This window comes from Larkinella soli (assembly GCF_003703975.1).
GTDB classification, from domain to species: Bacteria; Bacteroidota; Bacteroidia; order Cytophagales; family Spirosomataceae; genus Larkinella; species Larkinella soli.
Window position 1 is genome coordinate 859,187 of record NZ_QTJY01000001.1, and the last position, 25,232, is coordinate 884,418.

At 58.1% G+C, this 25,232-nt stretch carries 20 protein-coding genes; 9 read left to right on the forward strand and 11 right to left on the reverse strand.

The features are described 5' to 3' along the window. Window positions 1–20: 20 nt before the first annotated feature. From DX909_RS05705 to DX909_RS05720, 4 genes are read right to left on the reverse strand one after another with little or no spacing between them, the layout of a single operon-like run. Window positions 21–1,367, reverse strand: coding sequence for a RagB/SusD family nutrient uptake outer membrane protein (locus DX909_RS05705; protein WP_128544144.1), 1,347 nt, complete (start codon window positions 1,365–1,367; stop codon window positions 21–23). Between the two features lie 21 nt (window positions 1,368–1,388). Beyond that, window positions 1,389–4,844 (reverse strand): SusC/RagA family TonB-linked outer membrane protein, encoded by a 3,456-nt coding sequence (locus DX909_RS05710; protein WP_128544145.1) that lies wholly within the window; start codon window positions 4,842–4,844, stop codon window positions 1,389–1,391. 17 nt (window positions 4,845–4,861) lie between these two features. After that, window positions 4,862–5,848, reverse strand: coding sequence for a FecR family protein (locus DX909_RS05715; RefSeq protein WP_128544146.1), 987 nt, complete (start codon window positions 5,846–5,848; stop codon window positions 4,862–4,864). 44 nt (window positions 5,849–5,892) lie between these two features. Beyond that, window positions 5,893–6,534, reverse strand: a complete 642-nt coding sequence (locus DX909_RS05720; RefSeq protein WP_128544147.1) for an RNA polymerase sigma-70 factor — start codon at window positions 6,532–6,534, stop codon at window positions 5,893–5,895. A gap of 174 nt (window positions 6,535–6,708) precedes the next feature. Between DX909_RS05720 and DX909_RS05725 the strand changes: the two genes are divergently transcribed. After that, window positions 6,709–8,331: a T9SS type A sorting domain-containing protein gene (locus DX909_RS05725; RefSeq protein ID WP_128544148.1), complete on the forward strand. Its 1,623-nt coding sequence runs from the start codon at window positions 6,709–6,711 to the stop codon at window positions 8,329–8,331. Window positions 8,332–8,350: 19 nt separating this feature from the next. Here DX909_RS05725 and DX909_RS05730 read toward each other — a convergent pair whose 3' ends face one another. From DX909_RS05730 to rbfA, 3 genes are all read right to left on the reverse strand, one after another. Next, a complete protein-coding gene (locus DX909_RS05730) occupies window positions 8,351–10,915 on the reverse strand; it encodes a M1 family aminopeptidase (RefSeq protein ID WP_128544149.1) in 2,565 nt (854 codons plus the stop codon). A gap of 51 nt (window positions 10,916–10,966) precedes the next feature. Then, on the reverse strand, window positions 10,967–12,193 hold the full coding sequence (locus DX909_RS05735) for an ABC transporter permease (protein ID WP_128544150.1): 1,227 nt from the start codon (window positions 12,191–12,193) through the stop codon (window positions 10,967–10,969). A 100-nt stretch (window positions 12,194–12,293) separates the two neighbouring features. After that, window positions 12,294–12,677 (reverse strand): 30S ribosome-binding factor RbfA, encoded by a 384-nt coding sequence (gene rbfA, locus DX909_RS05740; protein WP_128544151.1) that lies wholly within the window; start codon window positions 12,675–12,677, stop codon window positions 12,294–12,296. Between the two features lie 186 nt (window positions 12,678–12,863). Between rbfA and DX909_RS05745 the strand changes: the two genes are divergently transcribed. Beyond that, window positions 12,864–14,294, forward strand: a complete 1,431-nt coding sequence (locus tag DX909_RS05745; protein ID WP_128544152.1) for a hypothetical protein — start codon at window positions 12,864–12,866, stop codon at window positions 14,292–14,294. On the opposite strand, the gene rpiB is transcribed toward DX909_RS05745, so the two are convergent. Then, a complete protein-coding gene (gene rpiB, locus DX909_RS05750; RefSeq protein ID WP_128544153.1) occupies window positions 14,291–14,725 on the reverse strand; it encodes a ribose 5-phosphate isomerase B in 435 nt (144 codons plus the stop codon). The genes DX909_RS05745 and rpiB overlap by 4 nt on opposite strands. A 214-nt stretch (window positions 14,726–14,939) precedes the next feature. Here rpiB and DX909_RS05755 point away from each other — a divergent pair, with 214 nt between their 5' ends. Then, the gene (locus DX909_RS05755) at window positions 14,940–15,746 is read left to right on the forward strand and encodes an LOG family protein (protein ID WP_128544154.1); all 807 of its coding nucleotides are present in this window, start codon (window positions 14,940–14,942) and stop codon (window positions 15,744–15,746) included. A 229-nt stretch (window positions 15,747–15,975) separates the two neighbouring features. Here the strand turns inward: DX909_RS05755 and DX909_RS05760 are convergent, their stop codons facing one another. Beyond that, window positions 15,976–16,929: a ComEA family DNA-binding protein gene (locus tag DX909_RS05760; RefSeq protein WP_128544155.1), complete on the reverse strand. Its 954-nt coding sequence runs from the start codon at window positions 16,927–16,929 to the stop codon at window positions 15,976–15,978. A 137-nt stretch (window positions 16,930–17,066) separates the two neighbouring features. On the opposite strand from DX909_RS05760, the gene DX909_RS05765 reads away from it, so the two are divergent. The 6 genes from DX909_RS05765 (at window position 17,067) to DX909_RS05790 (ending at window position 23,423) form a co-directional block, all read left to right on the forward strand. Then, entirely contained in the window at window positions 17,067–18,566 is a 1,500-nt protein-coding gene (locus tag DX909_RS05765; protein WP_128544156.1) for a glycine--tRNA ligase, read from the forward strand. A gap of 78 nt (window positions 18,567–18,644) precedes the next feature. Then, window positions 18,645–19,082 (forward strand): SRPBCC family protein, encoded by a 438-nt coding sequence (locus DX909_RS05770; RefSeq protein WP_128544157.1) that lies wholly within the window; start codon window positions 18,645–18,647, stop codon window positions 19,080–19,082. A 173-nt stretch (window positions 19,083–19,255) separates the two neighbouring features. Beyond that, window positions 19,256–20,506: a dicarboxylate/amino acid:cation symporter gene (locus DX909_RS05775; protein ID WP_128544158.1), complete on the forward strand. Its 1,251-nt coding sequence runs from the start codon at window positions 19,256–19,258 to the stop codon at window positions 20,504–20,506. A gap of 100 nt (window positions 20,507–20,606) precedes the next feature. After that, window positions 20,607–21,041 (forward strand): chromate transporter, encoded by a 435-nt coding sequence (locus DX909_RS05780; RefSeq protein WP_128544159.1) that lies wholly within the window; start codon window positions 20,607–20,609, stop codon window positions 21,039–21,041. Between the two features lie 126 nt (window positions 21,042–21,167). Next, window positions 21,168–22,082, forward strand: coding sequence for an ABC transporter ATP-binding protein (locus DX909_RS05785; RefSeq protein ID WP_128544160.1), 915 nt, complete (start codon window positions 21,168–21,170; stop codon window positions 22,080–22,082). A 9-nt stretch (window positions 22,083–22,091) separates the two neighbouring features. Beyond that, window positions 22,092–23,423, forward strand: a complete 1,332-nt coding sequence (locus DX909_RS05790; RefSeq protein WP_128544161.1) for an ABC transporter permease — start codon at window positions 22,092–22,094, stop codon at window positions 23,421–23,423. Between the two features lie 14 nt (window positions 23,424–23,437). Here DX909_RS05790 and DX909_RS05795 read toward each other — a convergent pair whose 3' ends face one another. Together DX909_RS05795 and DX909_RS05800 are read right to left on the reverse strand one after the other, a co-directional pair. After that, on the reverse strand, window positions 23,438–24,211 hold the full coding sequence (locus DX909_RS05795; protein WP_128544162.1) for a LytR/AlgR family response regulator transcription factor: 774 nt from the start codon (window positions 24,209–24,211) through the stop codon (window positions 23,438–23,440). Window positions 24,212–24,223: 12 nt separating this feature from the next. After that, window positions 24,224–25,228, reverse strand: a complete 1,005-nt coding sequence (locus DX909_RS05800) for a sensor histidine kinase (protein WP_128544163.1) — start codon at window positions 25,226–25,228, stop codon at window positions 24,224–24,226. Window positions 25,229–25,232: the final 4 nt, after the last annotated feature.

A 25,232-nucleotide genomic window follows, 5' to 3' on the forward strand; every position in this document is an offset into this window, starting at 1 on the left:
GGCGTTCGGGAAGACCCGGATCAATAGCCCGTATTCTGGGTCAGGTTCGGGTTAGCGCGAATCTCGCTCGTCGGAACGGGGAAAACAAGTTTGTTGGCGGTCGTGATTTTCAATACCGTCCCCGCGCGGCCCGTCCGGACCAGATCGAACCAGCGGTGCGGCTCGAAGGCGAACTCCAGCCGGCGCTCGTCCTCGATGCGCTGCAGCAGGTCTTCCTTCGTGGCCGGGCTGACGGCCGCTACCTGCGCCCGCTGGCGGACGGCGTTGAGGTCGGCGGCTCCCTCCTGAATTTTGCCGAGCTGGGCGCGGGCCTCGGCCCGAATCAGATACATTTCGGCCGTCCGCAGCACCCAGATGGGGCTGTCGTTGGTGCTGCCGGCCTGCCGGTATTTATTGACGTGGTAGGTCGTGGTCCCGTTCAGATTAAACGTGCCGACGGTTACGGAACGGGTGCCGCCTTTGGCCGGGTCGCGGAGCAGATCGACGATTTCCTTCGTCGGCCCCAGCCGGTAGGAACCGCCTTTCGACTGCGGCAGGAAAGCCCCGCCCGTCGCATTCTGATCGACCGGGTTATAAGCGATTTCGAAGATGCTTTCGGGGGTATTCTTCTCCGTCAGAAACCGTTCGTAGGGCGTCACCAGCGCATAATCCTTCGACTCGATGATCATCCCGGCGAACTTCTCGGCATTGGCCCAGTCCTTCCGGTACAGAAACAGCCGGGCCTTCAGCGCCTGGGCGGTTTTCTTTCCCGCGAGGGTCCGGTCGGTGCGTTCGGGCAGCTTCTGTTCGGCTTCGTCGAGGTCTTTCTGCACCTGGGCGTACACCTCGTCGGGCGAGTTGCGTTTGACGAAAGCCGCATCGCTGAACCCGGCGGTGGGGGTCAGCACGAGCGGCACCCCGCCCCAGGTCCGGACCATGTCGAAGTAGGCCAGCGCCCGCAGAAACAGGGCCTGACCCGCCAGATCGTTCTTTTCCTCCGTCGTAAAACCGGGGTCGCCGACCGTCCCGACGGCGTCGAGGATGTTGTTGGCCTGGTTGATCACCTGATACATGGCCCGCCAGTTGATTTCCATCGTGTTGGACGACGCCAGAATGTCGTAGTTGTCAAACTGGAGGTCGGTGGTTCCGGCGCCGGCGGCAAAGACGTTGTCGTCGGAGAGCCAGACCGCGTTGGGCCACTCGAAACCGTAGTATTCATTCACCTGAAGGGCGCTGTAGGCCCCGTTCATGGCCCGCCGGATGCGGTCTTCGCTGCTCAGGGCGAGGTTCTGCCCGATGTTCGTCACCGGGTTTTCGGTCAGAAAATCCTGACAGGCCGTGGTTCCCAGCAGGGTCATTATGGTTAAAAGGCTGATCTGCTTTTTCATGATGCGTTTTCCCGATGGCGATTAGAACGACAGATTGATTCCTCCCTGAACGGTGCGGGGCTGCGGCACCGTAAACATCTCCACCCCACCGACCGTGCCCTTGCCGCCCCCGGCGTTGATTTCCGGGTCGAGGCCGCTGTACTTCGTGAAGGTCAGCAGGTTGGTTCCCATGACATACACCCGGACGGTGTTCATTTTCAGTCTGGTCAGCAGCGGTCTCGGCAGCGTGTAGCCGAGGGAGAGGTTCTTCAGCCGCAGGTAGGAACCGTCTTCCATGGCCCGGCTCGTAAACCGCCCGTAGTTGGACGACAGGTTTTTGCCGCCCATGCGCGGGGTGTCGGTGACGTCGCCGGGTTTCTGCCAGCGGTCGAGTTGCTGGGTGTAGAATCCGAAGGTAGCCTGTCCGTTGGCGTTGTTCCGGCGCGTGCCGCCCGAAACCATGAAGAAGGTGCTCCAGTTGACGATCTCCTGCCCGACCTCGAAGTTGAAAAAGCCGTTCAGATCGAAACCCTTATACTTTAGGGTCGTATTGAAACCGCCGTAGAAATCGGGCTGGTTGCTCCCCAGCAGCAGGCGGTCGTTGTCCGTGATCTGGCCGTCCTTGTCCACGTCCTCATACTGGGCGTCGCCGGTTTCGGGATTCACGCCCGTCTGCTTCCAGAGCCAGAACGAGTTGACCGGGTAGCCTTGCCGGAAGACGATGAACTTGCGGGAGAACGGTTCGAAATAGTCGGCGTCGAGTTTAACGATCCGGTTGACGTTGCGGGAGATGTTCAGGCCGGCGTCCCAGGTGAACTCCTTGCCGCGGATGATTCCGGCATTGATGCCCAGTTCGACGCCCTTGTTGCTGATGTCGCCCCCGTTGAAGGCGATGGTCGAAAAGCCGGTCGACATCGGCACGGGTTTGTTGATCAGGACCCCGGTCGTGAATTTATTGTAGACGTTCAGTTCGACGTTCAGGCGGTTTTGCAGCAGACCCGCATCCAGCCCGAGGTTCCACTGGCGGGTCTGTTCCCACTTCAGGTCGGGATTAGCCAGCTGCGACGGAACGGTGCCGGGTTCCTGGCGGTAATTGGCCCCGCCGGTCCAGAGGCCCTGGGCCGCGTATTCCGAGATGGTTTCCTGACTGCCGGTGATGCCCCAGCTGGTGCGGAGTTTCAGGTTGGAGAACAGCTTCTGCCCTTTCATGAATTCTTCGTCGATGATCCGCCAGGCCACCCCGACCGACGGGAAATATCCCCAGCGGTTGTTGGCCCCGAAGCGGGAGGACGCATCGGCCCGCATGTTGACGTCGATCAGATACCGGCCTTTGTACCCGTAATCGACCCGGCCGAAGAACGACAGCAGCGTGTTGGCCGTCTCTCCGCCGTAACCGTCCTTTACGGCCGCCGAGCTGATGTTGCGGAGGTCGTCGTTGGGATAGTTGGAGCCGCTGACCCCCGAAAACCGGAAACTGGTTCGCTGGGCGGTGTTCCCCACCAGAAAGTTGACATCGTGGTCGGTGGTCGGCACCCAGCGGTAACGCAGGGTCTGTTCGTTGATCCAGGTGGTGTTGCGCCGATTGTCTTCGTAGCCGGTCGCCACGTTGCCCGGCCCTTTCCGGAGCTGGCTGTCGAAGTTGGCGTTGAAGGCCTGGTTATAGTCGATGCTCCAGCTCGTGCGGAAGAAGAAATTCCGGGCAATTTCGTATTCACCGAAGGTGTTGCTGATCAGACGAAGGCCGCGGCTGGTTTCGTCGAGTTCCCGCACCATCGCCACCGGGTTCAGATACAGCAGGTTATAATTATAGGACCCGTCCGAATTGAACAGGGGATACATATTGGCGGCTCCCAGCCCCACCAGCATGACCCCGACGGAATTATCGTTCGGTGCCGAGCGCCGGAAGGTGGTGGCTACGGTATTGCTGGTACTGATCTTTAGCCGGGGGTTCACGATCTGGTCGATGTTCAGGCGGCCCGTGGCCCGTTCGAAGCCGTAGGGACGCAGGATACCCTGCTGTTTGAACCAGGACCCGCCGATGAAAAACGAGGTATTTTTATCCCCGCCGGTCAGGCTGGCGTCGATGCTGGTCGTAGGGGCCGAACGAAACAGCAGCGGCAGCCGGTCGTAAGTAGATACGCTTTCCGGGTTCGGGTACGGCAGCGGACCGGCCGGCCGGACGCCGTCGGCGATGTCGTTCTGCCAGGCTTCGTTGAGCAGCTGGGCGGTTTGCGGGCCGTTGGTGATTTGGGGCAGTCGCCACGCTTTCGAGACGCCGGTGTAGGCCCCGATTGAGATTTTCGGTTTGGCGTTGTAATTCCCCCGTTTGGTGGTGATGATAACCACCCCGTTCGCTCCCCGCGATCCGTAGATGGAGGTAGCGTTGGCATCCTTCAGCACCTCCATAGAGGCAATGTCGGCCGGGTTGAGGTCGGCCAGCGGGTTGGCAATCTGCTGCTCCGTGCCGTAACCCGAGGTGCCGAGCGGCACGTTATTGACAAACACGCCGTCGATGACGTACAGCGGCTGGCTGGCCGGGGAGTTGGGCGAGAAGGACGACGTTCCCCGGATCCGGACGGTATTGCCGCTGCCCGGCACCCCCGAGCTGCTAGAAATCTGGAGGCCCGACGCGCGGCCCTGCAGCAGCTGGTCCGGGGCCGAAAGCGGAATGTTCTGGATGGTTTCCCCGCTCACCTGCGACACGGCGCTGGTCAGGTTTTTCCGCTCCTTCTGACCGTACCCGATCACCACTACCTCGTTCAGGGCGCGGATGTCGGCTTTGAGGGCAACCGCCAGCCGGGAGCGGTTTCCGACCGCCACTTCCTGGGTTTCATACCCGATGAAGGAAAAAACGAGCGTGGCGCGGTCGTCCGGCACGGATAGTTGGAAAGCGCCCTGGCCGTCGGTGGTGGTCCCGCGCTGCAAGCCTTTGACCACCACACTCACGCCCGGCAGCGGATCGCCGGTTTCTTCGGCCGTCACCACCCCCTGCACCATCATTTGCTGAACCATCGGCCCGGCAGCTTCGGGCGCTTCGGCCGTCAAAGCCCGGGCCGACGATTCGCGGGCGTCCGGCACGGTCAGCAGCGTCTGGTCCCTGTCTTTCGGAGCGGGGACTTCCCCGGCCGGTTTCCGGCCGCGCCGGGCCGGCTGAATCAGGTACGCACCTTCCTTTATTTTCGAAAACCGGAGTGGCGAGGTCTGCAAAATCTGCTCCAGCATCTGTTCTACGGAACGGCTGCGGTCGTAGGTCGGGGCTACCACCCGGAACCCTTTAATGGCTTTGTCCTCATACAGAATGTCTACGTTGTAGAAGGTTCGCAGTTCCTCCAGCACGTCGCGGAGCTGGCGGATCACGGGGGCGGCTTCCTGCCGGCTGAGCGGATGAGCGGAAGCCAGCGTCTGGCTGAACACCGGCGGACAGGCCAGAACAGCCAGCCAGCCCAGGACGATCCGGGCCTGAGTCAGCCGGGAAAGAGGGGGTAAACGGAGACTCATGAATACAGGGGGTTAGGTTATTCGTAGAAAGTCACTCGGTTCTCGATTCGGTCGAAGCTGATCTCCAGCAGATTGGCGATCACACGCAGCAGTTCTTCGGACGTTTCGGCCCGGAACGAACCCGATACGGTCCGCCGGGCCAGCGTATCCCCCCGGATCTCGACCTCCAGACCATAGTTCTCTTTCAGCAGGTCGGCAATTTCCCGGAGGGAGGTTTCGCTGAAGATGTAACGATGGTCTTTCCAGGCGGCAAAGGTCCGGGGGCGGGCCACTTTCCGGTAAGCCAGTTTCCCCCCTTTGTCCAGGCTGACGAAATCGCCCGGTTTGAGGGTCAGCTGGTGTTTTTCGGAGCCGGACGGGTAGTTGATCTTCACCTTGCCGGTATGCAGAACGACTCGGGTTTCTTTCGGGCGATCATAGACGGTAAATTCCGTTCCCAGCACCACCACCTCGAAATCCCGGGCGGTCCTGACCCGGAACGGGCGATGGTCGGGCGTGTGCGTTATCGAAAAGTCGGCTTCACCGGTCAGATACACCTCCCGTCCGAAACCGGTCAGGCTGAAACGGGGGTAACGCAGGCTGGAATGGGCGTTCAGAACCACCTTGCTCCCGTCGGGCAGGGTGAGCTTTTTCAGATTTCCGAAGGCGGTTTCTTCCGTTTTGTACAGGAAAGCGGTTCGGTTCCGGTACAGGCCGGTCAGCAGGCAACCGGCGAGGGCCGCAGCCGCCAGCCACCGAAGCGAGCCGAATCGTTGTTTTCCGACCGGCAGAACCGGTTCCCGCCCCTCTTCCCCGCCCTGCCCTGGCGCCCGGACTTTCAGAAGAGCGGCATCCGGGTCGGCCACATACTGCAGATGGGCAGCCTCCCACTCCTCCAGCCACCGGTAATACAGTTCCTGATGGTCGGGATGCCGGAGCCACTCGGCCAGCAGGGATCGCTGGAGGCTGGTCGTCCGTCCGGCGAAATGATCGAAAAGCGTTTGTTTATTGATTGAATTTTCCATCTACTTATCCTTTAATCGTCATTGCGGAATACCGGTCTCCAGCCTTAGGGGCAGGTAAGGAACAGGGCCAGGAATGCCCCCTCCCGGATGACTTTCCGGAGAAAGCTCAGGGCTTTACCCAGATGGGCCTCCACGGTTTTCAGGTTGATCCGCAACTCGTCGGCAATTTCACGGTGTTTCTTTCCTTCATAGCGGCTCAGCAGAAAGACCCGGCGGCACTGGGGCGAAAGCGTCTGGATGCCGGTTTCGAGCCGGTTGTACAGTTCGGTATATTGCAGAATCTGCTCGGGGTCGGCCTCTCCCGGAACCGGCGAACCGGCCGAAGCAAGCTGGTCGAGAGGTACATTCCGGCCGAACTCCTCCTGAAGGTAAGAATACGCCCGCTTCCGAACGGCCGCAAAGAGGTAGGCCCGGTAGGAGGTCGTGATGTGCCGATGGGCCTGGTTTTTCCAAAAGGTCAGAAACACTTCACTGACCAGGTCTTCGGCCACCTCCCGGGCATAGACGAACCGAACGGCATGGCTGCACAGGACGGTATAGTAGCGCCGGAAAAGCAGTTCAAACCCTTTCCGGGCCTCCTGGTCGAAGGCCTGTTGCAGAAACAACTCGCTGTCCATAACCCGGCCATCCGATTCGGCCGGGAAGCGGGGCAGTCGGGAGCTTTCGTCGGATTCGGTTTCTAACATGGGGTCGGGGAACAGGCATCTGACCGTGTAGTCAGAAAGTTTCCGAAATACCCTTAGTCGGAAAAAAGATTTTTTTACCGGAGGCAGCCCGCGCGTTTATGCGGAGCACGGGAGGATGGAAGGATTTTCGGGAAGAAGTGTACATTTGCACAAAATTTGTTTGTACACCTACCTATGAAGCATTTGTACCTTTCTTCCATTTTGTTCCTTTGCTGTATGGCCGGGCCGCTGGCCGCCCAGCGTTTTGTGGACGGGGCCGGCGGCTGCGGAGGCAACTCGCCCTGTTATACCACCATCCAGGCAGCCGTCGCAGCGGCCTCGGCCGGGGAAACGGTCACCGTTTATCCGGGCACCTACACCGAAAACGTCACGCTCTCCAAAAGTCTGACGGTGGTTTCTACCGGCGGCCGGGGCAGCACCATCATTCAGGGATTTCAGACCAGCCCGGCCCCCAGCGTATACGGCGCCGTGACCATCGAGGGCGTCACTTCCGGCGTCAGCATCGGCACCTCCTCGGCCGACGGGTTCACGATCATCGGCGTCGACTGGCCGACCAACGTCACCGACGTCGGGGCGGTTTACGTCCGGGGCGGGCCGCACACCGGCCTGAGCATCGTCGGGAACGATATCCGGGCCAATGGTGACAACGGCTTCGTGCTCCAGAGCAACACCCCCGTCAGCGGCTTTCTGTTCGACCGGAACATCCTCTCGGGAAAGACCTATCTGGGTTCCCAGCCCGAACAGACCTGCTGCAGTTCATCCTGCTATTTCGACAACACCTCCAGCAACGTCGCCCGGTCGCTGTTTACGCTCAATCCCGGTGCATCCAACGTGACCTTCAGCAACAACCTCATTACGGGATCGGCCGGGGCCGGCAGCAACGGGAACGTGCTGGTGCAGTTCGAAGCCGCCACGGCCCGCATCCAGTACAATACGTTTTCCGGTACGACGGTCAGTCCCGGCGGCACCTGCCTTCGCGGAAACCTGATCGTGCGGGGAAGTGCCGTCAGCGTTCACTGCAACCCCTTCCATGCTGCCGGTCTTTCCGGCAGCAACCGGTTTCATGTCCGGATGGATCAGAATACCGGGCCGCTGACCGGGGCCGACCCGATGGTGGACACCTTTACGGAAATTTCACAACAGAACAACTACGACCGGAACCCGGTGGCTTTCAGTAATGCCCTGCGAACCATTTTCATTTCAATGACCGATGCGAGTTCCCAGGATGGGGCCGCCCGAACGGCGAGAGGTTCCTGCACGGTACCCCTTCCGGTGCAGTGGTTCGGCTTTCAGGGAACCGTCATTGAAAATCGGGCGGTCGAACTGGTCTGGAAAACCGCCTGGGAGCAGGGCAACCTCAGGTTCGAAATCGAGCGGAGCCGGGATGCGGTCACCTATGAACCCATCGGACAGGTACCGGGCGCCGGAACCACCCAGCGGACGAGTACCTACCGCTTTCTGGATAATGAGCCGCCGGCCGGAATCGCCTACTACCGACTGAAGCAGGTCGACGCCGACGGGCAGAGTTCTTATTCAAGACCCATTTCGGTCAATTTCAAAGGGGCCGATCTCCTGACGGTCTATCCGAATCCGGCCTTCGACCAGATCCGGGTCCGCTCCGCTTCCGGCAGCGGCATCGAATCTCTGGGGCTGTATGACGCCGTCGGAAGACCGGTCCGGCAAAGCCGGGGCAGCATGGTTCTTTCCCTGACGGGACTGCCGCAGGGGATGTATCGGCTGGAAATCCGCCTGACGGGCGGTGAGGTTTACTGGAGGAAAGTGGTGAAAAGCCGGTAAGGTCCGTTGACCTTACCGTTTAGAAATCCTTGAACTGCTCATACATCTCCTTGAGCTTCGGATCGCGTTCGCTCAGCCGGATGTCCTTCCGCATGGATTTGACGCCCTCGATGTCCTGAAGCAGGCCCAAAACCTGGTAGGCCCCGAACCGGACGAAATAGGCCGGGTTGGTGCGGGCCATTACCTCCAGCATCGGAACCGACTGCCGCTGCATATCGGCCCCGGACCTGATGAGGTATTTGCCAAACACCTGCAGGAAGTTGTACAGGTCCTGCGACTTCATGGTCTGCATCTTGTTGATGAACCAGGTATATCGGCTCGTATCCGTTGAATTGGCGTAAAAGTTGGCCACCGCCGTGACGATATCGCCGTTGGGCACGTTTTCGAACCGGGCCGCAATCTCACCGGCATCGCCCGGTTTGGACATCAGGTAGGCGTCGAGGGCCGAGGACACCACTGCGTAGGACGTGTCGTTCAGCATTTCGCGGAACAGCGGGTCGTTGACGTTGTCGCCGAAAGAGGCCAGCGTATTGATGGCTTCCTGACGCACGTGGGATTTCTCGTCGTTGCGGGCTTTGCTCTGCACCACCCGCTCCACTTCCGAAAACTCCTGCCCGTCATATTCGGCAAAATTGGCAACGGCCAGCTGGCGAATCTTCCAGAACTTATCCGTCATGGCCGTCAGCATCATGTGCCGGACCGTCGAATCGATCAGGTTGGATTTGTCCTCCAGCCGCGTGACCGACTCATATTTGTCGAGGTAGGAATCCGAGTTGTAATACTGAAAAACCAGTTCGGCCTTGTTCTTTTCCTGGTCCACCGTGCCGACGATCCGGTGGTCGGCGTCGAACAGCACGAGGTCCGGCCGCTGCTCGACCGGGAAGGTCAGCGTCTGTTTGGCCCGGTCGATCAGCACGTCGTAGGATTTTTTCTGCCCTTTCGACCAGACGTCCACCTTCACCGGCAGGCGGTAGATGGGCACGCGGGTCGTATCCTGCTGCTGGAATACCGTCAGGCTGACCTGACCGGAACCGGGTTTGTAATCCTTTTCGACCTTGATCACCGCGTGACCGGGTTTCATGAACCACTGTTCGAAAAACCAGTTGAGGTCCTCGCCGGTCACCTCTTCAAAGGCTTCGCGCAGGTCACTCACCTCGGCGGTGCCGAAGCGATGGCGGTTCAGATACCGTCGGCAGGCTTCGAAAAAGGCGTCGTCGCCGACCTGCCGGCGGAGCAGGTGCAGGATGCGGCCGCCCTTGGCGTAGGAATGGCTGTCGAACATCTGCTCCCTGTCGGTGTAATGATACCGGATCAGCGGCTCCTGCTTGGTTTCGGCTTCGGCGAGGTACTGATTCTGGTCGTCGAGACCGTGCATATCGGCCGAGAAAGCGCCCTCCGTATGTTCCCGCCAGAGGTATTCGGCGTAGGTGGCGAAGGCTTCGTTCAGGGGCAGGTTGGCCCAGGACTCACAGGTGACCAGGTTGCCGAACCAGTGGTGAAACAGCTCGTGGGAGATGACGTCGTCGGAATTACCGTCGATCAGCTGCCGCTCATCCAGCTGGACAGTTTCGGCGTGGACGGTCGCCGTCGTGTTTTCCATGGCCCCGGAAACGAAATCCCGGACGGCGATCTGGCTGTATTTTTCCCAGACGTAGGGCACTCCGAATTTCTTTTCGAAAAAGTCGATCATCGCCGGCGTACGTCCGAAGATGGCGCGGGCGGCTTTTTCATAGGCGGGTTCCACGAAATAGCTGACTTCCAGCCCGCCCCGGTCGGCCGTCGCCGGAATGGAATCCCTGACATAGGCAAACTCCCCGACGGCAATCATAGCCAGATAGGGAGCGTGGGGGAGCGATTGTTTCCAGTAGTCGGTCCGGGTATTGTCGCCGTTGACCGTGGAGGAGATCAGTTTTCCGTTCGACAGCGTCCGGAACTTCGAATCGACGGTCAGGTAGATTTCCTGAGTCATTTTTTCATTCGGGGTGTCGATGGTCGGAAACCAGCAGGAATTGGCCTCGGTTTCGCCCTGCGTCCAGATCTGGCGGGGTTTGTTCCCTTCGGCTCCGTCGTGGTTGATGAAATACAGGCCCTTATCCTGGGTGATGGCTTCGCTGCCGCCGAGGGGTAATTCATTCGGCTTGGCGGTATACACGACCTGAACATCGAACGTATCGGCCCGGGTATACGTCCGCGGCAGAAGGACGTGCAGCTTCCGGCGATCGTTGTAGGTATAATTCAGCGTATCGAAAACCGTTTCGCCGGTTTTGAGCGTATCCAGCAGAAAAACGCCCTTGACGTCGAACCCCTTCGCGTCGATGTCGACGGTATTCTGAGGATAAAAATAGGGTTTGAACCGCAGCCGGGCCACCCCATGGACCCACTGCCGGACCCAGTCGAAGCGGAGGTCCAGGCGGGTATGGAGCAGGTCATTTTTAAGGGTTCGGCTGGGGTTATACGGACCCTGAGAGACGGCGGGGGCCGCTTTTCGGTCCGCGTCGGCTCCGCGGGCGCCCTGTCCTGCGGCCAACGGGCCGGTAAGGACGACCACCAGCAAAACACTAACGATTCGGATAACTGGATTCATAGAGTCGTTTCAACTTTCGGAATTCACAACGTTCTAAAGAGCAAAAACCGCTCAGGCACTGTCGGCGGCTTTGGCGATGGCTGCAGCGCGCCGGGCTGGAAACCAGGACACGATCAGGGTGACCGCAATCACGATCAGCGTGGTCAGCATCAGGTCCCTGGCCTCAAGCTTGACGGGATAGGCGTCGATGATGGCGCTTTCCATTCCCATCGACACCAGACCAAACCGCTGCTGCAGCAAACAGAGCACAATGCCCAGAATCAATCCGACCACCGCCCCGGTCAGGGCAACGATGGCTCCCTCGGCCAGAAAGATTCTCCGGACCAGCGTCGTCGTCGCACCCATCGCATACAGGATGGAAACGTCGGCTTTTTTTTCGATGGCCAGCATTGATAACGAGAAAAAGATGTTGATCGATGCCACCAGCATTAAAAAAGAAAGGGTCAGCGTCACAAAAAGCTTCTCGATCCGGATGGCCCGGAACAGATCGGGATTCAGGTCGTCGCGGTCCTGCACGACGACGGTCGGACCAAGCCGGGTCTGCAACTCCTGCTTAACCGCAGCCAGGTCCGCGCCGGCCTTTAGCTGGAGTTCAAGCGAAGATAGCTGATTTTCCTGATAGCCAACCAGTTCGCGGATCTCCGCCAGTGGAGCTAAAACGTAGTCGTCGAAATTTTGTTCGATAAAAAATACCCCCGAAACAGCCAGATCGGCCCGGTTGAAGGCGTCGGGCGTCAGGGTCGAATACGACTTGCGGTTCTGAGGATACCAGAGTTCGAGGGGCGTCAGGATGTCCTGAGGTGAGATCAGCAGGGCGTTGCGCACGCCTTCGGCCACAATGGCATAATTGACGCCGTTCTCCTGAAGCCGGAGTTTGCCTTCCACCAGGGCGGTATCGAGTTGCCGGCGCTCCAGGTAGGAGTTGTCGATGCCCTTCACTTTAATGACGGTCTGCGAATCGCGATAGCGGGCGAGGGCGTTGTCTTCAATCACCTGGGTTACCAGAGCCACCTCCGGCGTTTCCTGGAGGCTTTTCATCAGCGCCGGGGTAACCGTCAGGCGCTTACCGCTGCGGGGCGACACGGTCAGGTCGGCCTCGAAGGTTTTGAAGATCGTCCGGTTCAATTCCTCCATGCCGTTGAAAACGGACAAAACCACCACCAGCGCCATCGTTCCGACCCCCACCCCAAGCATCGAGATGATGGAAATCAGGTTGATGAAGCTACGTTTCCGCTTCGAAAAGAAGTAACGCCGGGCGATAAAGAGAGGAAGGTTCATGAGAAATTGTTGAATGATTGAATTGTTGAATGATTGAATTGGCTTCGCAAAGCTGGCCTGGCAGCGCGACATTCAATTATTCAACAATTCAACAATTCGATTATTGTGTCTCTTCTTCCTCCTCAGCCGGGGCGGGCGGGATGTCGAGGTTAGCGAAAAGGGCGTCCATTTTGGCGGCATAGTCCGCCGTATCGTCGATGTAAAAATTCAGTTCGGGTACGATCCGGAGCTGATGCCGGACCCGGTCGGCCAGTTGCTGACGGATGGAACGGCCTTTTTCCCGGATCAGGTCGAGCAGCATCTCTCTATTTTTTACAGCCAGAAAACTCAGATAAACCCGGGCAATGCTCAGGTCCGGGGAGATTCGCACACTGGTCACCGTGATGAAGGCGCCGTTGAACAGGTGACGGGCATCGCGCTGAAAGATTTCGCTCAGATCCTTTTGTAACACCCGGGCTACTTTCTGCTGTCTTTTCGATTCCATAGGATTCTTAGGTAATGAATAATCAGCGAAAAGGAGGCCGGAACGGAAACCGCCCACAGGCCGGATTTCGGCAGAATCATTCATCGTATATATCGCAAATATCCGACTTTTGTTCGATTTCTTTTACCACAATCCCGTAATTTCGTCTTTCCAACAGGAGTATCGCTTTTTAACCCGGAACGTCGATTGCTTAGTTTCTTCCGTACTTATTCCACCCTTCAGATTATCAGCCTGCTGGCCTTGCTGGCGCTGATCCGCCTGCCCTTTCTGCTGGCCCCACCGCCCCTTCTCATCCCGGAACTGAACTGGATGCTGGTCGGTGAACAACTCCGGAACGGAAACCTCCTGTATCGCGATATCTGGGACAGCCTCAGCCCGCTGTCGGCACTGGTCTACTGGCTGATGGACCTGGCTTTCGGCCGGTCGCAGCTGGCCTACCACATTGCCGGAACGGCCGTCGGCGCGTTTCAGGTGCTGTATTTCAACTGGGTGACCAACACCCGCGACATCTACCCGGACCGGAACCTCATTCCCGGCCTGATCTACGCCCTGTTCCTCAATATGTCCTTCGATTGCAGTACGCTGTCGCCGGTGCTGCTGTCGACCACCTTTCTGCTGCTGGCCTTCGGGACCCTCATCAAACAGATGGAACGGCGCGGAGCCACGGACGAGGTCTTCGAGGTGGGTTTTTACATCAGCCTCGCCACCCTGTTCTACCTGCCCTCGGCGCTGTTCATCCTCTGGGCGGTCATGGCCCTGCTGCTGTATACGGGCGCCAGTTTCCGGCAGCATTCCCTGTCGCTGTTTGGTTTCGCCTTCCCGATCCTGCTGACGGTCCTATATTATTACATGGCCGACAGCCTGGATGATTTCAACCGCAACCTCCTGGCCTCGGTATTCCGCGTGCGGCAGTACGATCTAACCGATTTCCAGACCCTGCTCGCGTCGCTGTTCCTGCCGCTGGCGATGGGTTCGCTGGGGGTGCTGAGCCTGTTCCGGCAGACCACCCGATTCAACAACTTTCAGCAGCGGTGCCAGCAGATCATGATGCTATGGGCAGTAACGGCCCTGCTTTCGGTGGCCCTGATGCCTTTTCTGGCCCCGATGATGTTCATCAGCTTCGTGCCGACGCTGGCCTTTTTTGCCGCCTATTACTTCCAGGGAATCCGCCGGGAACTGATGGCCGAAGCCATTTTCACGGGCGTGTTTCTCTTTACGCTCCTGATTCTGTACCAGGGCGCCCTTCAGTTCGTGCCCCGCTGGGAACTGGGGCGTCTGAGTGCCCTGCAGGTAAAGCCGTCGGCCATCGACGGGCAGGTTCGTCAGGAGAAGATTCTGGTACTGGGGGAAGACATCAGCCCGTACCGCTACAACCGGGCCGCCACGCCCTACCTGAACTGGGACCTGGCGAAATACGACCTTCGCAACCTCGACAACTACGAGAGCGTCATCAGCGTCTACGACCATTTCCGAAAAGACCCGCCCAATTACATCATCGACCGGGAGAAGGTCATCGAAAAACTATTTCAGCGCGCCCCGGCGCTGGGCGCGCTGTATGAGAAGACCTCCATCGAAGGCGTTTACCGCCGAAAAGGAGAAGCCAGAAAGTCGGTTTAACACGAAATTTTTCCAACTCTGCGTTCGTGACGTCCTCCCTCGAACGGAGTGGCCAGAAAGACTTTCACGCATTCGACGGCTTCTTCGGAGGAGATGTACCGCTCGGGCAGGCACAGGACATTGGCGTTGTTATGCTGCCGGGCCAGTTCGGCCAGTTCCGGCTTCCAGCAAAGGGCCGCCCGGATGCCCTGGTGTTTGTTGGCCGTGATGGCCACCCCGTTTCCGCTCCCGCAGACCAGAATACCGAGGTCGAACTGACCCGCTTCGACCGCCATCGCTACCGGATGTGCAAAATCCGGGTAGTCGGCCGATTCCTCGGAATAAGTCCCGAAATCCTTTATGGTATACCCTTCATTTTCAAGCAGCAGGACGATCTCCTGTTTATAGGCAAAGCCGGCGTGATCGGCCCCAACGGCGATGGACGGTTTCATAGATTGATTTTTGTTTACAGGTGAAACTAAAACGACAATTAAACGTTATTATGTTCCGGCTGAATTTAAGCGGGTTTCCGGCAGGCTTGAGAATCCTCCCCATTTTTTACAAATTAAAGAGGTAAAAAAGGCCCCGCCACGGAAATTGTAATAGAAATTTTACAAACGAGGCCCTACTTTCCTCCCACCCATCTTCAGTTATTTTACGAGGCATATGGAAGCAGAAAAAACAGAAAAAACAGTACAGCGGTCGGAAGCACAAAACGTATCTCAAATTGCAAAGGATCTACCCAAACGGGACGAACTCCTCCTCACTCCGGATGAACAACGAATCAAGGAAGCCTTTCAGGACCGAAACTGGAACGAAATAAAAATTGCGGACTCGTGGGTCATTTTCAAGGTTATGGCCGAGTTCGTGGAAGGATTCGACAAACTTGCCAAAATCGGACCCTGCGTGTCAATTTTCGGGTCGGCCCGGACCAAACCGGACAATGCGTATTACCAGATGGCCGAGGAAATTGCGGCTAAACTGGTCCGGCACGGGTACGGCGTCATCACCGGCGGGGGGCCGGGCATCATGGAGGCCGGCAACAAAGGTGCCTTCGAACAGGGCGGAAAATCGGTCGGGCTGAACATCAAACTTCCCTTCGAGCAGGAAAGCAATATCTACATCGACCCGGATAAGAACATCAACTTCGACTTTTTCTTCGTTCGGAAGGTTATGTTTGTCAAATACGCCCAGGGCTTTATCGTGCTGCCCGGCGGTTTCGGAACGCTCGACGAACTGTTCGAGTCGCTTACCCTGATTCAAACCAAGAAGATCGCCCGGTTCCCGATCGTGCTGGTCGGCCGTTCGTTCTGGAAGGGTCTGGTGGACTGGATCGAGGAGGTCATGCTCAACCAGGAGCATAACATCAGTCCGGGGGATATGTCCCTCGTCTCACTGGCCGACACCCCCGAGGAAGCCGTGAAGGCGATTGATGATTTCTACACGAAATACCTGCTGAAGCCGAACTTCTGAGAAGGACCGGCTTCCCTACTGCACCCCTGCCTAAAGCAGGGGTTTTGTTTTTTGCGAAGGGGCCGGGGGTAGCTCCGCCCTTTTCGTCATACCGAGGAACGAGAGATATTGTGGCTGAATCACCAGCCAGTTACGGGGCCGGGGTATAAGGTCCCTCCTGCGTCGGGATGACAAAGGGTGGCTTCGCACTCCCCCTCCTTGGTAAGGAGGGGGTTGGGGGGTGGTCCTCTCAGAACGCCAGATAAGGTGCCAGCCGCTCGATGGTTTTCGGGTCGAGCAGCCGGAGCGGCCGGAGGGATTCGACGGAGGTATAGGGCCCGTGCTGGCTTCGGTAGCTGACGATGGCTTCCGCCTGACGGCGGTTCAGATAGGGATGCCGGTCGAGCGCTTCGGCGGTGGCGGTATTGACCGCCAGTTTGCTGACGGGGCTATGGATTTGGCCGTAGCGGAGCAGTTCAGTCAGGGCCAGCGAGTCGAGTCCGAAGACTTCGGAGAACTGACCGGTGGAAGCAAAGCCGCCGAGGGCCTCGCGGAACTTCAGGATGCGGGCGGCCAGCCTGGAGCCGATGCCGCGCAGTTTCTTCAGGTCGGTGGTGTCGGCGTTATTGATGTCGAAGGGTTGAAGAACAGGCCGGGAGGGCCGTTCGTAAAGCCGGTTTTCTTTAGGCGGGAACGGATGGGGCTGCCGCTCCGGACGGTTCCCGGCTGCGGGTGTCTCCAGCCGTATCCAGGGTTCGAGTTCGGCGTAGAGTTCGGGCGGAAAATCGTAAATGCGCTTCAGGTCCTCCTTTTTCCGGAACCTGCCGCCCTTCGCCCGATACCGGTCGACCCGTTCCGCGAGCCAGCGGGGCAGGCCGAGTTGCTGCCAGCCCTCCACCGAAACGGTATTGGGATCGAACGGAAACCGCTTTATACGGGAGGAACCGGTTTTCGGTGAGAAAGCCGGAGATTCTTCGCTTTCGGCAGGGTCGGATGCCGGGCCGGCTTCGAGCAGGGCCACCAGACTGTCGAGCTTTTGCCGGTCTTCCCGGCTGGTGTCCTGAACGTGGTCGGGAAGCCAGAGCCGGAGCCCTATCGGCAGGATCAGCAGGAAAGCGATCAGGACCAGCAGCGCCAGCAACCCGCGCGCTTCCTGCTGCGATACTCCAAAAAAATCCCGGAGCAGCGATACTGCCTTTCTCATCACAGGTTAGATCGGAAAGATGGGGAGGACGAAACGGCAGGCGGCCTTTGTTTCGTCCGAACTTAAGACGGGGTGCCGGCCGGAAAGTAACGGAAGCCGGGCGCTTATTTGCCTATCTTTCTTATTTTTGCCGCACCATGGAAGAAGCATCGACGAAACAGGCTCCGGCCACCTCATTGCAAGACATTATTGCCCACGCCAAAGAATACGGTTTCGTATTCCCGTCCAGCGAGATCTACGACGGCCTCCAGGCCGTATACGACTACGGCCAGAACGGCGTGGAGCTGAAAAATAACCTGAAGACGTTGTGGTGGAAAGCCATGACGCAACTGCACGATAATGTGGTCGGCATCGATGCCGCCATTTTCATGCACCCCCTTACCTGGAAGGCTTCCGGCCACGTCGACTCGTTCAACGACCCGATGATCGACAACCGGGATTCCAAGAAACGCTACCGCGCCGACCAGCTCCTGGAAGCCAAAGCCGAAGAGTATGCCGCTGCCGGTCAGCCCGAAAGAGGGCAGGAACTGCTTCAGCAAATGGGCCGGCTGCTCGATGCCGGCGACCTGAACGCCGTCCGCGACCTGATCGTCAGCGAGGGCATCGTCGACCCGATTTCCGGCACCGCCAACTGGACCGAGGTGCGGCAGTTCAACCTGATGTTCTCGACCCAGGTGGGTTCCGTGGCCGAGGACGCCAGCCTGATTTATCTCCGCCCCGAAACCGCCCAGGGCATCTTCGTCAACTTCCTGAATGTGCAGAAAACCGGCCGTATGAAAATCCCCTTCGGCATCGCCCAGATCGGCAAGGCGTTCCGGAACGAGATCGTCGCCCGGCAGTTTACCTTCCGGATGCGGGAGTTCGAACAAATGGAGATGCAGTATTTCGTTCGGCCCGGCACCGAAATGGAGTGGTATGAAAAATGGAAGGAGACCCGGATGAACTTCCACCGGGCGGTGGGCATCCCGGCCGAAAAGCTGAAATACCACATCCACGAAAAACTCGCCCACTACGCCAACGCGGCCGTCGACATCGAATACCAGTTTCCGTTTGGTTTCCGCGAGATCGAGGGCATTCATTCCCGGACGGACTTCGACCTGAAAAGCCATCAGGAGCTGAGCCGGAAGAAGCAGCAATACTTCGACAACGACCTGGACGAGAACGGCAAACCGTACGGCAACTATATTCCCTACGTCGTGGAAACCTCCGTCGGTGCCGACCGGCTGTTCCTGGCCGTGTTCTGCAACGCCTATACGGAAGAGGTGGTAGGGGAAGGCGAAAACCAGAAGACCCGCACTTACCTCCGGCTCCACCCGGCCCTGGCCCCGATCAAAGCCGCCGTGTTCCCGCTGGTCCGGAAGGACGGCCTGCCCGAAAAAGCGCAGGAGATCGTGAAGCAGCTGCGCAGTGAGTTCCGGGTGATCTACGAAGAACGGGACGCCATCGGAAAACGCTATACCCGCCAGGACCTGATCGGCACCCCGTTCTGTATCGCCGTCGACTACCAGACGCTGGAAGACCAAACGGTAACGATCCGGTATCGCGACACCACCGAACAAATCCGGGTGCCCATCGCGGAACTGAAGCAGCGCATCGGTCACGAGGTGTCGATGGAGCGGATTCTGGAGAAGTTATAAGGGAGACAGGGACTTTAGCTCGATGTAAGTTTACGTCCGGCGCCGTAGGCTGATCGGGCTAAAGTCCGCCCTACTCTGATGAAAATAACCATCCGAACCACCGTAGAAAGCGATTACCGCCAGGTATGGGCCGGCTTTACCCGGGACCTGTTCGACGCCCTCAGCCCGCCGTTCCCGCCGGTGCGAGTCGTTCGGTTCGACGGCTGCCTCCGGGGTGACGTCGTTCACCTGGAACTGAATTTCTTGTTTTTCAGGCAAAACTGGATCAGCCAAATTATCGATCAGCAGGAATTGCCCGACGAAATCTTTTTCATCGATCAGGGGACCCGGCTGCCCTTCTTCCTCTCCTACTGGCACCATAAACACCGCATCATCCGGAAAGGAAAGGGTACGGTAATTGCCGACGAAATCCACTTCCGCACCCCGAGCCGCCTGACGGATTTTCTGCTGTATCCGCTGATGTACGCCCAGTTTGCCTACCGGATCCCGATTTACCGGAAATACTTCAGAAAATAAAGCCATCCTCCGGCTGTCCGCCAATAGACTTCGCCCAACCGGAGGTCAGCCGAGGTAAACCGGTTTTTAGCCGCTCTCGCCCGATTGTTGGCCTTTTTGGGCAAGGTTTCCGATTTTCCCTCTATTTTTGTTACAATTCGGCCTGTCGACTATTACACTTCCTGAGCATTTGGATGAAACTCAACATCACCACTAAAATCGTCATCGGCTTTGTGCTGGGCGTCATTGCGGGGCAGATTCTGCACAGTACCTCCGACCCGGAGACGGCCGCCGAAATCGGCAACAAGTTTCAGCTGCTGAGCAAAGTTTTCCTGAAGCTCATCAAGATGATCGTCGGCCCACTGGTCTTTTCGACTCTCGTGGTCGGGATCGCCAAGCTCGGCGACTTCCGGGTGGTCGGTCGGATCGGGATCAAAACACTGGCTTATTTTTACTTCGCCACGATCCTGTCGCTGGTGGTCGGGCTGGTGGTCGTCAACATCACGCGCCCCGGTACCATCCAGAGCTGGCCCCGCCCGGCCGCCGGAACAAGCGTCGGCATCGAGGGCAAAAAGCTGAATACCGTCGAAGACTTCGTCCTTCATATCTTCCCTGACAGTGCCTTCCGGGCGCTGGCGGAAAACGAGATCCTTCAGATTGTGGTGTTCTCGCTCTTTTTCGGGGTGGCGCTGGGAGCCATCGGGGAAAAGGGCAAAGGGCTGATGAAAGCGCTCGACGCCCTGAGCGAGCTGGTTTTCAAGATGGTCGGCTACGTGATGCAGCTGGCCCCGTTTGCGGTTCTGGGGGCTATGACGGCGGTGGTGGCGGCCAAAGGGCTGGAGATTCTGGTTTCCTACGCCTATCTGCTGGTCTGCTTTTACGGCGGTTTGCTTTTCTTCATTTTCGTGATTCTGGCGGGCATCTGCGCCGTGATGCGGATTCCGTTCTTCCGGCTCCTGACCCAGATCCGGGAAGCCCTGCTGCTGTCGTTCAGTACGGCCAGTTCGGAAGCCTCCCTCCCGCAGCAGATCAAAGCCCTCGAAGATTTCGGAATACCGCCCCGCATCATCGGGTTCGTGCTGCCGCTCGGGTATTCATTCAACCTCGACGGGTCGATGATGTACATGACCTTCGCGACCGGTTTTCTGGCACAGGCCTACGGTGTTTCGCTCACGTTGCAGCAGCAGATCGTGATGCTGCTGACGCTGATGATCACCTCCAAGGGGATTGCGGGCGTTCCGCGGGCCTCGCTCGTGGTGATTGCCGGTACGATGGCCATGTTCGATCTGCCGCCGGAGGGGCTTGCCCTGATCCTGGGCATCGACCCCTTCCTGGACATGGGCCGCTCGGCCACCAGCGTGGCCGGGAACGCCGTCGCCACCTGCATCATCGCGAAGTGGGAGGGCGATTCCCAGCCTACCGAAAAAGAGGGGGTAACCGTTTAAGAAAATCGCGGGTCGCAGGCATTGCAATTCATTGGGAGGATGAGTAAGTTTAGGGTTCTTGGAGTAACCGCTATTCCTCAAAACCAAAACTACCTTCCGTATGTCACAAGCAATTCTTGAACCCGAGCTGGCCCCCTACTTTACCGAAAAAGCACCCTTTCAGATTCCGGTCAACATCCGGGAAGGTTTCGTCAAATACTGGCCCATCGTATCCCTGGTTTTCCTGATCCTGGCGATTCCGGCCATTCTGCTCTTCCTGGGTCTGGGAACGGCCCTGCTGCCGGCCAGTTTCCTCGGCGGAATGGGAACCGGGTTCATATACACCATTACGATGGTTCTGTCCATCGCCGGCTTCGTTCTGAGCGTGGCGGCTCTGCCCGGCCTCTTTAACCGGCGCCGTCAGGGCTGGGTACTCAGCTACTATGCCCAGCTGATCAGTCTGGCGACCAGTATTCTCGGGATCAGCATCCTCGGCATTTTCTTCGGATTACTGTGGCTCCTGCTGCTGTTTCAGGTCCGGTCGTACTACAACTGACCGGGCGGCCGCTTGTGGAGCCGGGTAACATTTTATCATTTTCCACCACCAGTCTGCCGGGCTTCCCCTATTTTTGATTCGCAGCCCCGATCTCCTGACGGGGCTGCGAAAACTCAACCGACCCTGATGAATATTCTGGAAACCCGCGACATCGTCAAACAGTATGCCCAGCACCGGGCGCTCGACGGTGTCAGTATCAGTATTCCCCGCGGTACGATTTTCGGTCTGCTCGGACCCAACGGTGCCGGAAAAACTTCTCTCATCCGGATCATCAATCAAATTACCGGCCCCGATGAAGGGCAGGTTTTTTTCGACGGCAAGCCGCTTCACCCCAACCACATCGGCCGCATCGGCTACCTTCCGGAAGAACGGGGGCTCTACAAAAAGATGAAGGTGGGGGAACAACTGCTGTACCTGGCCCAGCTCAAAGGGCTCAGTGAACGGCAGGCGATGGACAAACTGAAAATCTGGTTCACCAAATTCGACATCAAAACCTGGTGGACCAAGAATGTCGAGGACCTGTCGAAGGGGATGCAGCAGAAAATCCAGTTCGTGGCCACGGTCCTGCACGAACCGGACCTGATCATCCTCGACGAGCCGTTCTCCGGCTTCGACCCCATCAACGCCAACCTGATCAAAGACGAGATTCTGGAATTGCGCCAGAAGGGCAGTACGGTCATTTTCTCTACCCACCGGATGGAATCGGTGGAAGAACTCTGCGATCACATCGCCCTGATCAACCGCTCCCGCAAGGTGCTCGACGGCCCCAAGAAAGCCATCAAGGAGCAGTTCAAAACCCACACCTACCGGGTCGAATACCAGGGCAGCCTGGACGGGCTGAACCCGGCCTTCAGCCTTCTGAGTACCAAACCCCTGGAAGACGGATTTCTTCGGTCCGATGTCCGGATACCGCCCGACGCGGCCGTCAACGACCTGGTCCGGGAACTGATCGGACACGTGGCGGTTCGTTCCTTCGGCGAAAACATCCCTTCCATGAACGACATCTTCATCCAGGCCGTCGGCGAGGTTCCGACCACCTAACCCAACCCTATGAAAACCATCTTTCTCATCCTGAAGCGCGAGTACCTCGTGCGGGTCAAGAAAAAGTCTTTTCTGATCATGACGTTTTTGACGCCCCTGCTGGTCTCAGGCATGTGGCTCCTGCCGGCCTATTTCGCCATGCGGGGCATCGACCAGAAAAAAGTGGAGGTGATCGATGAAAGCGGGCTCTTCGGGAAGACCTTCAAAAATACGAAGGAATTGAAATTCGTTCCGGTCAACACGCCAGTCGACCGGGCGAAACAGTCGTTCGCCAAAAGCGGCTATGACGTCATGGTGCATATTCCCAAAAACATCCTCGACGCACCCAAAGGACTGAAAATCTACGCCGAGAAGAACGTCAGTCTGGAGGTAAAAAGCGGTATCGAGAATGCCGTCGAGCGGGAAATTGAAAACATCAAGCTGCTGCAGGCCGGCATCGACCGGCAGGTGCTGGAAAGTACGCACGTCAACGTGTCGTCCGACACGTTCAGTCTCAGCGAGGAAGGCGAAAAAGACAGCAGTTCGGGAGCCGCCACGGTAATGGGTTACCTCGGGGCTTTCATTATCTATATCGCCATCTTTCTCTACGGTGCCCAGGTAATGCGGGGCGTCATGGAGGAAAAAATGAACCGGATCGTCGAGGTGATCATCTCCTCGGTGAAGCCCTTTCAGCTCATGGCCGGCAAGATCATCGGCGTCGCACTTGTCGGCCTGACCCAGTTCATGCTGTGGATCCTGCTCACCTTCGGCATTTCGACGGCGCTTTCGGGGATCCTGGGCGTAGACACCGGGCCGCAGCAACGGGCCCAGATCATGTCCCGTCAGCCCGGCATGGCTCAGGCTCCGACTGAGGAAATCACCAAAACGGAAAGAAAAGAAAACCCGGCCACCCAGGTTCTGAAAGCCGTAAATACGCTGAATATCACTCAGATCGTGATCTGCTTCCTGATCTATTTCATGGGCGGTTATCTGATCTACAGTGCCCTGTTTGCGGCCGTCGGCTCGGCCGTCGACAGCGAGACGGATGTCCAGCAGTTCATGTTCCCGATTACGATTCCGCTGATTCTCTCGTTCATCATGGCCCAGTTCGTCATCCGCGAACCGGACGGCACGGTGGCCTTCTGGATGTCGATGATTCCCTTCACCTCCCCGATCATCATGATGGTGCGGATACCGTTCGGCGTTCCGACCTGGGAGATTCTGCTCTCGATGGCGCTGCTGTTCGGCGGCTTCGTCGGGACCGCCTGGCTGGCGGCCCGCATCTACCGGGTGGGCATCCTGATGTACGGCAAGAAGCCGTCCTACCGCGAGCTGACCAAGTGGCTGTTTTATAAGGCCTGAGACTTCATTGACGCTCAGGTATTCAGCCAGGATTTGAAGGAATCGGCGCGCTCGCGGCTGACGGAGATTTCCTCGTCGGCCGGCCGGTTCCGCAGCCAGAGCCGAAGCCGGCCGTTGAAATACGGCTCGATGCGCTCGATGGCCGACAGGTGGCAGATGTACTTCCGGTTGATCCTGAAAAACAGCCGGGGGTCCAGCTTACCGTCCAGTTCGTCTAGGGTTTCGTCGATGATGTATTTCCGGTTCTGATTCGTCACCAGAAAAACCACCTTGTCGTCGGCATAGATGTACAGAATGTCGGTGGTTTCCACTACGTCGAAGCGTCCTCCCTGTTTGATCAGAAACCGGCTTTTGTAGGAAACCGGTTTGATGCCGAACTCCTCCAGCATCCGGACGAGACTGCCCGGCACGCCCTCCGCCGGTTCGGCCTGGGTCCGCTGGGCCCTGAATTTCCCGATGGCCCGCACCAGCTCCTCTTTTTCAATGGGTTTCAGCAGGTAATCCACGCTGTTCACCTTGAAGGCCCGGAGCGCGTATTCGTCGTAGGCCGTCGTGAAGATTACGGGGGTGCGGACGTCCACCTGCTGGAACACCTCGAAGCTCAGCCCATCGGCGAGCTGAATGTCCATCAGCAGCAGGTCCGGGGCGGGGTGGTTCTGCCACCAGCGGACAAACGCCCTTACGGTATCTATTTTGCCGACGATTTCGGCTTCGGGAGCCACCTCCCGGATCAGTCCTTCGATGCGCTTGACGGCCAGCGGCTCATCTTCTACAATCAATATGTTCATAGTAGTCTGGTTCTAAATCAGGGGTAATTTGACGATAAAATCCTGTTCGGTCTGTTCGATCACGACGGGCCGCCCGGCCAGCTGGGCATAGCGGTTTTGCAGATTTTTCAGACCAATCCCGGTGGAATCGGTTCTCAGGCGGTTTTTCGGCTGGAACGTGTTGGCAACGACGATGTAATCGTTCTCGGCGTATATCCGAAGGCTGAGCGGCTTTTCCATCGAGCACTCATTATGCTTCACCACATTTTCGACCAGCGTGAGCAGCCCCTGGGTTACGATCTGGCGGTGCAGGTCGGCGTCGGGCAGGTCGATGCCGTACCGAAAACTTTCCCCGAACCGCATGTGGTTGATGAACAGGTACGACTCCGCCACTTTCAGTTCCACGGCCAACTCGATCGTGTTCTGTTCCGAATGCTGGAGGCTATACCGGAAGACCTTGGAAAGCCGCTCCACGAACTGCACCGACTTACCGGTATCTTCCGGGATCAGGGCGCTGAGAATGTTGAGCGAGTTGAACAGAAAATGCGGGTTGACCTGGTTTTTCAGGGATTCGAATTCAGCTTTCAGAACCGCCTGCTTCAGCCCTTCTTCCATCAGCAGCAGCGCCTTCCACCGCTGCACGAACGACCGCAGCGAATACACGGCCGCGATCCCGGCGGTGATGAGGGCGAACTGGCCGCAGGTAAAAAAGTAATCGACGGTCCGGAACGTGACCCCGCAGAGCATCTCCAGGCCCCAAAGCGTCAGCAGGCCGGTCAGTACGGCCGAAATACCGCTGGAGGTCACCGTCAGGGCGACGAGTTTTTGGGGGGAAAGCTGCTCGGCCGAACGGTTCAGCAGGTACGGAAGAAACCAGGAAAGGGTCATGTAGATGACCATTCCGCTCCCCAGCACACTGCCGAGAATGAGGAGCTTCACCTCCATCGGAATGGTATTTTCGGTGACCAGAAGAAAATAAACGGTTATTCCCAACAGCACCAGCATGAACAGGGCTCGCCTTCTACTCTGATTTTTCATCGGG